The following is a 10,159-nucleotide window of genomic DNA, read 5'->3' on the forward strand; positions in this document are numbered from 1 at the left end:
GTCGTCTGAAACGGTTTTCAGACGACCTTTTTAATCTATTACAATTTCACCGAATGCTCGCGCGTTTCGTGGAACACGATGTCCGGCCAGCGTTCTTGCGTGAGTCCCAAATTCACGCGGTTGGGGGCGAGGTAGGCGAGGTTGCCGCCTGCGTCTATCGCCAGATTGCCCGCATTGGCTTTTTCAAACTCTGCCAGTTTTTTCTTGTCGTCGCACGATACCCAGCGCGCGGACCAGATGGATGCGTTGTCGAACACGGCTTCTACGCCGTATTCGTTGGCCAGCCGCGAGGTAACGACTTCAAACTGCAACACGCCGACCGCGCCCAAAATCAAATCCGCGCCGCTCATGGGTTTGAACACCTGCACCGCGCCTTCTTCGCCGAGCTGTTGCAAACCTTTTTGCAGTTGCTTGATTTTCAGCGGGTTTTTGATGCGGACGCTGCGGAACAGTTCGGGTGCGAAGAAGGGGATGCCGGTAAACGCCAGTTGTTCGCCTTCGGAGAAGCTGTCGCCGATTTGGATGTTGCCGTGGTTCGGGATGCCGATGATGTCGCCCGCGTAGGCTTCTTCCACCAGCTCGCGGTCGTGCGACATGAACGTAACCACGCTGGAGGCGGCGATTTCGCGGTTGATGCGCAGGTGTTTCATCTTCATGCCGCGCTCGAATTTGCCGGAGCAGACGCGCAAAAAGGCGATGCGGTCGCGGTGTTTCGGGTCCATATTGGCTTGGATTTTAAAGATAAATCCGGAAAACTTCGGCTCGTCAGGTTCGACCATGCGCACGGTCGCGTCGCGCGGTTTCGGCGCGGGCGCCCAGTCGATCAATGAATTGAGGATTTCCTGAATACCGAAGTTGTTAATCGCCGAGCCGAAGAACACGGGCGTGAGTTCGCCGGCGAGAAATTCGTCGAGATTAAACTCGTTGGAAGCCGCCTGCACCAATTCGATTTCGTCGCGCAACTGCTGGATTTCCAGCGGAAAGCGTTGTTCTAATTCGGGATTGTTGATGCCTTTGATAATGTCGAACTCGTGCGGCAGACGTTCGCCGCCCGCTTCAAAGAGATAGATTTCATCGTTCAGGATGTGGTACACGCCTTTGAAGTTTTTGCCCATGCCGATCGGCCAAGTGACGGGCGCGCAGCGGATTTTTAAAATATTTTCCACTTCATCCAGCAATTCCAAAGAATCGCGCACTTCGCGGTCGTATTTGTTCATGAACGTGACAATCGGCGTATTACGCAGGCGGCAGACGTTCAAGAGTTTGATGGTTTGCGCTTCCACGCCTTTTGCCGCGTCGATGACCATCAACGCGCTGTCCACGGCGGTTAAAACGCGGTAGGTGTCTTCGGAGAAGTCTTGGTGTCCCGGCGTGTCCAAGAGGTTGACGGTGTGGTCTTTGTAGTCGAACTGCATCACGCTTGATGCCACGGAAATGCCGCGCTGCTTCTCGATTTCCATCCAGTCGGAGGTGGCGAATTTGCCGGTTTTCTTGCCTTTTACCGTACCCGCGCTCTGAATCGCACCTGAAAACAGCAACAGCTTTTCGGTCAGCGTGGTTTTACCCGCGTCAGGGTGTGAGATGATGGCAAACGTGCGGCGGCGGCGCACTTGGTCGAGGATTTCTTGGGACATGGGCTTTCTTTGCAAAAAGGTTCAGGCCGCTTTTCCGACGGCCTGAGAAAGGATTGAGATGGCGGGGATTGTACAAAAAAACATTAATCGGTTCAATGATTAGGGGATAAAAAAGGTCGTCTGAAAGCTTTTCAGACGACCTTCTCTTGGATTGGCATCTTGTTTATTCGGTAATTTCTTCAATTATGGGGCTGTAAGTAGCGCTGTCAAAGGTAGGCATAGGCGGGGGCAGCAGGTTGTTGAGGGTTAGGGCGGCGGGGTTCAGGGTAGGGTAGCCACTGAAGGTTACGGTGTAGCCGCCGTTGGCAGTGCTGTGGATTTTGGCATGTGCGCCTAATGGGAAGGTGCTTTTATTGGTAATGTGTCCGAAGGGGAAGCCTGTCAGGACGGGGACTTTGGCGGTGCGTGAGACGTGGTTGACGACAGCGGAGAAGTCGTAGCTTGAGTCGTATACGTCGCGGATGGTGCCCATGCGGAAGTCGCCGAAGATGATGGCGCGTTGTTTTTGCAGGATGCCTGCAAGATAAAGCGTGTTCAACATGCGTTCGATGCGGTAGGGTTGTTCGCTGACGTCTTCGACGAACAGGATGCCGCCTTGGATGTCGGGCATATAGGGCGAGCCTGCGAGGGAGGCGAGAACGCTGAGGTTGCCGCCCCATAAGGTACCTTCGACGTTGACGTTGGCGCGTTGGATGGCGGGAACGTCGATAATGTTGACGTTGTTGGTGGTGCCGCGGATGAACGAATCCATGGTGAAGACACTGGGTTCGGGTTTGCCGAATTCGCTGTAAACCATAGGGCCGGCGAAGCTTGCCATATTGCCTTTGGCGAGCAGGGCGAGTTGGACGGCGCAAACGTCGCTGAAGCCGAAGAACAAGGTGCCGCGTTCGCGCATTCTGGCGCCGAGTGAAGCGAAGTCGATTTGCGGCAGGATGCGTGCCGCGCCGTAGCCGCCGCGCAAGCCCATGAGGACTTTGGGTGTTTCAACGCGGCCGGTGGCGACCTCTTGGAAGTCGGCGGCACGTTGGGCGTCGGAGCCAGCGAAGCGTTGATAGCGTCGGCTGCCTGCTTGTTGGTTGGTCACAGTAAAACCTGCGTTATAGAGGCGGGTCAAGCCTGCGTTGACGCGGTTGGGGTCTTCGGCAAAGCCGGAAGGGGCGACGACGCGGAGGAGGTTGTCGCCGGAGCGTGGGGGATGGCTGGTTTTGGGCTGCACGGGTTGGGCTTTCGCTGTGTTGCCGGTTTGAGTGGACGGGGTAACGGTCGTGCCGGTGCCGCAGGCTTGCAGCAGTCCGGCTCCGGCTGCGGCGGAGCAGGCGCGGAGGAAATGGCGGCGGGAGGTTTGCCAGGTCATATGGTTTCCTTTGCTTGGGTTTCAGACGACCTTTTCGGCAGGGGTCGTCTGAAAATCGGTTGATATGCGGTATCCGATACGCCTATTGAGGTCGTCTGAACGTTACGCCAGCAGGGCTTTGACTTGTTCCGTCCAGTGGTCCGGCAGGGTCATGCCGTGTTCGCGGACGGGGGCTGCCCAAATCGGGGCGGGAAAGTTGGCATCGTTTTCGAAGCGGGCGATGACGTGCCAATGCAGATGGGGGACGACGTTGCCCAGGCTGGCAAGGTTGATTTTGGCGGGACGGAACACTTGGCGCATGGCGGCTTCGACTTTATACACCATTTCCATGATTTCGGCGCGTTCGGCGGCTGAAAGGTCGGTCATCTCGGCGATGTGGTCGTTCCAGATGACGCGGCAGAATGCCGGGGCTGAGGCTTCGTTGTGGACGGCGATAACGCGCAGGTTTGGGGTTTGCAGCAAAATGTCTTCGTTGTCGGCAGTGCAGATGGGGCAGGTCATGGGGTTTTCTCGTTTGGATATGAGGGGACAGGTTGTCGGAAATGAGAAAGGTCGTCTGAAAACTTAATCCATCGTTTTCAGACGACCTTCGATGATTTTATTTTCCGCGCATCAGCTCGAAGAAATCGTCGTTGTTTTTGGAATCTTTGAGTTTGCCCACCAAAAATTCGGTGGCCTCGATTTCGTCCATCGGATGCAAGAATTTGCGTAAGAGCCACATGCGCTGCAACTGGTCGTTCGGTACCAGCAGCTCTTCGCGGCGCGTGCCGGATTTGTTGATGTTGATGGCGGGGAACAGGCGTTTTTCCGCCATGCGGCGGTCGAGGTGCAGCTCCATATTGCCTGTGCCTTTAAATTCTTCATAAATCACATCATCCATGCGACTGCCGGTTTCTACCAAAGCGGTCGCAATAATGGTGAGCGAGCCACCTTCTTCAACGTTGCGCGCCGCGCCGAAGAAGCGTTTGGGGCGGTGGAGGGCATTGGCATCTACGCCGCCGGTGAGGATTTTGCCGGAGGTCGGCACGACGGTGTTATAGGCGCGGGCGAGGCGGGTAATCGAGTCAAGCAGGATGACCACGTCTTTTTTGTGTTCCACCATACGCTTGGCTTTTTCAATCACCATTTCGGCCACTTGAACATGGCGCTGCGCCGGTTCGTCGAAGGTAGAAGACACGACTTCGCCGCGTACGGAACGGCTCATTTCGGTAACCTCTTCGGGGCGTTCGTCAATCAAAAGGACGATGAGTTCGACGTCGGGATAATTGGCGGTAATCGCGTGGGCGATGTTTTGCAGCATCACGGTCTTACCGGTTTTCGGCGGCGCAACCAAAAGGGCGCGTTGTCCGCGGCCGATGGGGGAAACTAAATCAATGGCGCGGCCGGTAAGGTTTTCTTCGGCTTTAATGTCGCGCTCGAGTTTGAATTGCTTGGTAGGGAAAAGCGGGGTGAGGTTTTCGAAGAGGATTTTGTGCTTGCAGACTTCGGGATGATCGCCGTTGATGCTGTCGAGACGGACGAGGGCGAAATAGCGTTCGTTGTCTTTGGGTACGCGTACGCTGCCTTCGATGGTGTCGCCCGTATGCAGGTTGAAGCGGCGGATTTGCGTGGGTGAGACGTAGATGTCGTCGGGACCTGCGAGGTAGGAGGTGTCTGCGCTGCGTAAAAAGCCGAAGCCGTCGGGCAGGATTTCGAGCGTGCCGGAACAGGTAAAGCTTTCGCCCTGCTTCATCATTTGGCGGACGATGGCAAATACGAGGTCTTGTTTGCGGAAACGGTTGGCGTTTTCAATGCCGTGTTCTTCTGCCATTTCCAAGAGTTTGGAAATGTGTAGGGTTTGTAGTTCTGAAACGTGCATGATTTTTGACAGTTGTATTGGAAAAGAATGGGATTCGGAAGACAGAGGTCGTCTGAAAAGAATGGTGTACGGAATGTACGGTGATTTTTGAGAAACCTGAATTGTAGGCAGTCGGAGGGCGGGTGTCAAATTTAGGTGGGGCAAGGTTTGTATGGCATAGGTTTTGTTGCATGGCTGGTAACATCGAATTGAAAAAGTCGTCTGAAATAGGTTTCAGACGACTTTGAGAAGAAATAACCATCTTCTACTGAAAGATTAGTATTTGTTCAGACGACCTTGGGGGAAAATACTGCGATAGGCGGTGTATATGCCGATCATTGCTACAGGGTAGAGAACCAGGTAAGTAATCAATAAGAAGATGAAGAACAAAATAAGGAAAGGGCCGGAGAGCGCGGTTGATTGCTGTATTGATGCTTCTGTTGCAAATGCGGAAATCATGACTATCATAAATATGAACCAAAACGCGATACCGATACCCAGCCAAATTAAGCCGTATACCAGCAGGGCTGGGATATTGCGGCGGCAGGCATTGAAGCTGGCCTTAATGGCGGCAACAGGGTTCATATCCTCCAACATGACAAAGGCGGGAGCCAGCCAAAACATCATGGAGTAAATGGCGATAATAACCAACAGGATAATAAATAAAATCGGAAAGGCCGGCATAAAGTCTGCCCTTAAGAAATTTCCGTTGGCGAATATGCTGAAAGGAATAACAACGGCCAAAGCTAAAAGCAGGCATACGACGATACTCAGCAGTAAAAGAATCAGGAATGCTCCGCTTTTTTTAATCGAAAATCCGGCAAACAGAGAGCCGAAGTTGAAATTCTTACCTTGCGCGGTTTGGGCTGCAAGCAGCACGATACCGCCGAGGAAACAAAAGCCCACCCAATAGAAAAACAGATTGAAGAGCAATTCTCGGATTATTATGGTTGAGGTGAAATCATTGAAATCAGCGGGCGGGCTTTCAATGCCTAGCAAACCGAATAGAAAACCTACAAAGAGCGGAATAAGGCTGACTAAAATAATTGCGCCCATCCATTTGAATTTGTTTTTACTGAAAATACGCCATGAGTCGGTAAACCAGCTTACTCCTTCGCCTGCGCGTAGACGTTTGGGTTCGTTGACGGAGTTTTGGGGGGTGATAGGGTGCTGGGAAGGTTGCAGTGTTTCCATAAAAATAATTTCCAAGTTTACAGATGAGAAAGGCTATCATTATATCATAAGCGTATATGGTTATTTGTTGAGAGTTTGACAAAAGGTCGTCTGAAAATTTTTCAGACGACCTTTGTGTTTGGCATGAGGCAGTTTATAGCGTACCAAGATAAATTGCAGATGGGTTATTGGGCGATATGTTTCGAAATCTATCGGCAGACGGTTTTCTGTTTTGGGAAGGATACGCTTAAAGAAACGATGGCAGCTTGCTGTCTGTCAGCTGAACCAAAAGCGGAAAACCAAATAAAAAACCAATGCCAACACGCCAGCCCAGACGACCAGCATAAATCCTGCAACGGCCTGCCCTAATCGGTAAACGGGATTTTTACGTTCGTCTTCGGGCAGGGAAGGTTGGGTGTTTTTAGGTTCGGTCATGTTGTCGGCTCCCGTCGGTAATCGGATAAAGGCGTAAGGTTACGCCGTGGCGGGGAAAGATTCAAGTTTGCTGCATTTTTACAGTGAGACCTTTGCAAAAATAGTCTGTTAACAAAATTTGACGCATAAAAATGTGCTAAAAAATTTTCAATTGGCTAAAACCTTTCTGATATTGAGAAAAAAGTAGAAGAAATCAGGGAGGTTCTTCATTTTAAAAATGGTATTGAGCATAAAATTTTAATAACTCATGTTATTGCAAAGGTCTCACAGTGGGATTTCTTTAAGAAGCCTGTTGCCGTCATGGCGGGCTGTTCCGCTATAATCCTTGTTTTCCGAATAAGAGAGGGGGATATGAAAATCCGTACCAAAATCTGCGGTATCACCCGCCCCGAGGATGCCCTTGCCGCCGCCGAAGCGGGCGCGGATGCCGTCGGGCTGGTGTTTTACGCAAAAAGCAAACGCGCGGTAACGTCGGCGCAGGCGAAGGAAATCGTGGCGGTGCTGCCGCCCTTTGTGTCGGCGGTTGCTTTATTTGTTAATGAAACGGCGGAAAATATCCGCGAAATTTTGCGCCAAGTGCCGATAGACGTGATTCAGTTTCACGGCGATGAAGACGATGACTTCTGCCGCCAATTTGACCGTCCGTATCTCAAAGCCGTGCGCGTGCAGTCTGCCGCCGATATTCAGACGGCCTGCGCCAAGTTTCCCAACGCGCGCGCGCTGTTGTTCGACGCTTACCATCCGACCGAATACGGCGGTACGGGGCAGAGTTTCGATTGGACGCTGTTGCGCGGCAATATCGGCAAACCGTGGATTTTGGCGGGTGGGTTGACGCCCGAAAACGTCGCCGATGCGGTGAAAACTAGCGGCGCGGCGGCGGTGGATGTGTCCGGCGGCGTGGAAAGCTCGGCAGGGATTAAAGACAAGAAAAAAATAGCGGCGTTTGTGGCGGCTGCAAAGGTCGTCTGAAAACTGAAAATCTGATTTTCAGACGGCCTTTGTTGATAAAGGAATGAGATGGAACGTTATTCTGTACATTTGAAACTGCTGGGGATGGCGGTGTTGTGGGGTGCGTCTTGGCCGATGGGGCGGATGTTGGGGCAGTCGCTGCCGCCGCTGACGGGAGGGGCGGTTCGGTTTGTGTTGGCTTCGGTTTTGTTGTTGGGTTGGCTGTTTGCACGCAGCAGGTTTGCGACTTTGGCGGCTTTGTCGGCGCGGCAATGGCTGGGCTTGACGGCAGCCGCTTCCGTCGGGGTATGCGGCTATGCGGTGTTTTTCATGCTGTGTTTGCAGGCGATGCCGGCGGGTAAGGCGGCGGTGGTGGTGGCGGTGAATCCCGTGCTGACGCTGCTGCTGGCGGCTTGGCTTTTCGGCGAACGTTTAAATGCGAAGATTTTGGTGGGTATGCTGCTGGCGGTTTGTGGTGCGATAACGGCGGTAACGCAAGGACAGCCGTTGACGGTATTGTCGGGCGGCATCAAGGCGGGGGAGTGGCTGATTTTCGGCTGCGTGGTCTGCTGGGCGGCTTATACCTTAATCGGACGTGCGGTCTTGCGCGGGATAGACGCGCTGACGGTAACGGCGGCAACGTCGTTCATCGGCGCGCTGATGTTGTCGGTGGTGGCGTTGTGGACGGACGGACTGCCGTTTGATGCAATGGCGGCGATGGATGCACGCGGTTGGACGGCATTGGCGTGGCTGGTCATCGGCGCGACGGTATTGGCCTACGCGTGGTATTTCGAAGGCGTGAAGACTTTGGGTGCAGGCAGCGCGGCGGCTTATATTACGCTCGTGCCGATTTTCGGTATGCTGTCTTCGGCGTGGGTTTTGGGCGAACCGCTGCATATTTCGCTGGTTGCGGGCTGCGCGGCGGCAGTCGGCGGCATGACGCTGATGCGGTACGGGCAGAAGGTCGTCTGAAAAGGCGGCAACCGGCTGCTTTGTGTTCAATATTTTTTATTAAGGAAATCATGATGTCTGCCCCGCTTGAAATCGAAACTCACCCTTTTCCTGCCTTGCTGCCGCCGCAGGCGACGGTAATGATGATGGGGACGTTTCCGCCCAAGGAAGACAAACGCGCGATGCAGTTTCATTATCCGAATTTCCAAAACGATATGTGGCGCGTCTACGGGCTGGTGTTTTTTAATGATGCGGCGCATTTCCAAAGGTCGTCTGAAAAAGCGTTTGATGAGGAGAAAATCAAGGCGTTTTTGCGCGAACGGGGGATTGCGTCCTGCTCGACCGTGTTGAAGGCGGTGCGGGAACACGGCAATGCGTCCGACAAGTTTTTGCAAGTGGTCGAAACCGTCGATTTGGCGGCGGTGTTGGCGCAGATGCCCGACTGCCGACATATCTGCACTACCGGCGGCAAGGCGACGGAAGTCCTGCTCGATATTCAGGGCGGCGGTATCAAAATGCCGAAAACGGGCGAAACCGTGCCGTTTCCGTTTGCCGGACGGGATTTGACCCTAACCCGCCTGCCGTCCACTTCGCGCGCTTATCCTTTGAGTTTGGCGAAAAAGGCGGCGGCGTATCGGGCATTTTTCGAAATGGCGGGCTTGGTGTAAGATTGACTGAAAACAGATTGGAAAGAACGGAGGGTATGTATGTTTATGACATCGGGTCTGTTGTTGTGTCTGTTATGGTGTGCAGTAGATATAGTCGCCGTCAATCGAGGATTCGGATTAAACACGAAACAAGGAGCCCATAACCGCACCAATTTTATGGCAGAACTAAATTCACGAGGAGGACGCGTAAAATCTGAAACCCAAACTGATATTGAAGGCATTACCCGAATTAAATATGAGATTCCTACACTAGACAGGACAGGTAAACCTGATGGTGGATTTAAGGAAATTTCAAGTATAAAAACTGTTTATGATCCTAAAAAATTTTCTGATGATAAAATACTTCAAATGGCTCAAAAAGCTGCTTCACAAGGATATTCAAAAGCCTCTAAAATTGCTCAAAATGAAAGAACTAAATCAATATCGGAAAGAAAAAATGTCATTCAATTCTCAGAAACCTTTGACGGAATCAAATTTAGATCATATTTTGATGTAAATACAGGAAGAATTACAAACATTCACCCAGAATAATTTAAAGAAAAAATTATGAAAAATAATATTTTTCTAAACTTAAAGAAAAAATCTATAAATAACAACCATTTTGTTATTTCGATTTTTTTTGAAACAATTTACCAATTTGAAACTAAAGATACGCTTTTAGAGTGTTTTAAAAATATTACAACTACCGGACATTTTGGAGTAATAGGTGCTCAATATGAAAAAATAGATGCTACCAGATGGATTGGAGATTATGAAGAGGTAAATGGATTTGAGTATATTGATAAAGCTCCTTCTATTTATTTTTCAGTTGGAGATGATTTCAATCCTGAAGAATTAATTATACCTATTAATTTAGCATATCATTACTTTAATATTGCAATATCTGATTTCTTAATAGCTCACCCTGAATATCAAAAAAAGTGTAAAGAAATACAAAAAACATATTCTCAAACAAACTGTAGCCTGCATGAAACCTAAAATCCATGCGTAAGGTGTGTGCTTCAGCACGCACGCGTTCCATGATTTACGGCTCAATGCCGTCTGAAAAGCTCACAATTTTTCAGACGGCATTTGTTATGCAAGTAAATATAGCCAAAAACCTTAACTTCCTCCATACTATCCACCATGACCTTGTATATCGAAACACCCGTATCATAGC

The 10,159-nt window shown here is 51.1% G+C and carries 11 protein-coding genes; 5 read left to right on the plus strand and 6 right to left on the minus strand.

Translation table 11 applies throughout. The annotated features are described in order from the left end of the window. Positions 1-38 precede the first annotated feature (38 nt). The 6 genes from HMPREF3066_RS06000 to HMPREF3066_RS13110 form a co-directional block, all read right to left on the minus strand. A complete protein-coding gene (locus HMPREF3066_RS06000; protein WP_003767654.1) occupies positions 39-1,634 on the minus strand; it encodes a peptide chain release factor 3 in 1,596 nt (531 codons plus the stop codon). A gap of 163 nt (positions 1,635-1,797) precedes the next feature. Next, positions 1,798-2,988 carry an LD-carboxypeptidase gene (locus tag HMPREF3066_RS06005; RefSeq protein ID WP_060975493.1) on the minus strand — a complete coding sequence of 397 codons (1,191 nt, stop codon included), beginning with the start codon at positions 2,986-2,988 and terminating at the stop codon, positions 1,798-1,800. Between the two features lie 102 nt (positions 2,989-3,090). Further along, complete coding sequence (locus HMPREF3066_RS06010; protein ID WP_060975492.1) at positions 3,091-3,489, minus strand: HIT family protein; 399 nt, start codon at positions 3,487-3,489, stop codon at positions 3,091-3,093. 97 nt (positions 3,490-3,586) lie between these two features. Next, positions 3,587-4,846: a transcription termination factor Rho gene (gene rho / locus HMPREF3066_RS06015; protein ID WP_003741568.1), complete on the minus strand. Its 1,260-nt coding sequence runs from the start codon at positions 4,844-4,846 to the stop codon at positions 3,587-3,589. Positions 4,847-5,101: 255 nt separating this feature from the next. Beyond that, complete coding sequence (locus tag HMPREF3066_RS06020; protein ID WP_060975491.1) at positions 5,102-6,019, minus strand: BPSS1780 family membrane protein; 918 nt, start codon at positions 6,017-6,019, stop codon at positions 5,102-5,104. Positions 6,020-6,274: 255 nt separating this feature from the next. Continuing rightward, the gene (locus tag HMPREF3066_RS13110; RefSeq protein ID WP_016687403.1) at positions 6,275-6,433 is read right to left on the minus strand and encodes a hypothetical protein; all 159 of its coding nucleotides are present in this window, start codon (positions 6,431-6,433) and stop codon (positions 6,275-6,277) included. A 351-nt stretch (positions 6,434-6,784) separates the two neighbouring features. On the opposite strand from HMPREF3066_RS13110, the gene HMPREF3066_RS06025 reads away from it, so the two are divergent. Genes HMPREF3066_RS06025 through HMPREF3066_RS06045 form a run of 5 tightly spaced genes read left to right on the plus strand, consistent with a single transcriptional unit; the run spans position 6,785 to position 9,978 of the window. Beyond that, positions 6,785-7,402 carry a phosphoribosylanthranilate isomerase gene (locus HMPREF3066_RS06025; RefSeq protein ID WP_039855523.1) on the plus strand — a complete coding sequence of 206 codons (618 nt, stop codon included), beginning with the start codon at positions 6,785-6,787 and terminating at the stop codon, positions 7,400-7,402. Between the two features lie 48 nt (positions 7,403-7,450). Then, positions 7,451-8,353, plus strand: a complete 903-nt coding sequence (locus HMPREF3066_RS06030; RefSeq protein ID WP_070441177.1) for a DMT family transporter — start codon at positions 7,451-7,453, stop codon at positions 8,351-8,353. 53 nt (positions 8,354-8,406) lie between these two features. Continuing rightward, the gene (locus HMPREF3066_RS06035; protein WP_070441180.1) at positions 8,407-9,000 is read left to right on the plus strand and encodes a DNA glycosylase; all 594 of its coding nucleotides are present in this window, start codon (positions 8,407-8,409) and stop codon (positions 8,998-9,000) included. Between the two features lie 39 nt (positions 9,001-9,039). After that, on the plus strand, positions 9,040-9,531 hold the full coding sequence (locus HMPREF3066_RS12270; RefSeq protein ID WP_234396258.1) for a CdiA family toxin C-terminal domain-containing protein: 492 nt from the start codon (positions 9,040-9,042) through the stop codon (positions 9,529-9,531). A gap of 15 nt (positions 9,532-9,546) precedes the next feature. Then, positions 9,547-9,978 carry a hypothetical protein gene (locus HMPREF3066_RS06045; protein WP_039406457.1) on the plus strand — a complete coding sequence of 144 codons (432 nt, stop codon included), beginning with the start codon at positions 9,547-9,549 and terminating at the stop codon, positions 9,976-9,978. Positions 9,979-10,159 lie beyond the last annotated feature (181 nt).

Source organism: Neisseria sp. HMSC03D10 (assembly GCF_001807625.1).
Lineage (GTDB): Bacteria > Pseudomonadota > Gammaproteobacteria > Burkholderiales > Neisseriaceae > Neisseria > Neisseria mucosa.

Excerpts from the sequence above, each read along its gene's own strand:
- HMPREF3066_RS06000 (WP_003767654.1), bottom strand. The coding sequence starts at position 1,634 with ATGTCCCAAGAAATCCTCGACCAAGTGCGCCGCCGCCGCACGTTTGCC.
- HMPREF3066_RS06005 (WP_060975493.1), bottom strand. The coding sequence starts at position 2,988 with ATGACCTGGCAAACCTCCCGCCGCCATTTCCTCCGCGCCTGCTCCGCC.
- HMPREF3066_RS06010 (WP_060975492.1), bottom strand. The coding sequence starts at position 3,489 with ATGACCTGCCCCATCTGCACTGCCGACAACGAAGACATTTTGCTGCAA.
- rho (WP_003741568.1), bottom strand. The coding sequence starts at position 4,846 with ATGCACGTTTCAGAACTACAAACCCTACACATTTCCAAACTCTTGGAA.
- HMPREF3066_RS06020 (WP_060975491.1), bottom strand. The coding sequence starts at position 6,019 with ATGGAAACACTGCAACCTTCCCAGCACCCTATCACCCCCCAAAACTCC.
- HMPREF3066_RS13110 (WP_016687403.1), bottom strand. The coding sequence starts at position 6,433 with ATGACCGAACCTAAAAACACCCAACCTTCCCTGCCCGAAGACGAACGT.
- HMPREF3066_RS06025 (WP_039855523.1), top strand. The coding sequence starts at position 6,785 with ATGAAAATCCGTACCAAAATCTGCGGTATCACCCGCCCCGAGGATGCC.
- HMPREF3066_RS06030 (WP_070441177.1), top strand. The coding sequence starts at position 7,451 with ATGGAACGTTATTCTGTACATTTGAAACTGCTGGGGATGGCGGTGTTG.
- HMPREF3066_RS06035 (WP_070441180.1), top strand. The coding sequence starts at position 8,407 with ATGTCTGCCCCGCTTGAAATCGAAACTCACCCTTTTCCTGCCTTGCTG.
- HMPREF3066_RS12270 (WP_234396258.1), top strand. The coding sequence starts at position 9,040 with ATGTTTATGACATCGGGTCTGTTGTTGTGTCTGTTATGGTGTGCAGTA.
- HMPREF3066_RS06045 (WP_039406457.1), top strand. The coding sequence starts at position 9,547 with ATGAAAAATAATATTTTTCTAAACTTAAAGAAAAAATCTATAAATAAC.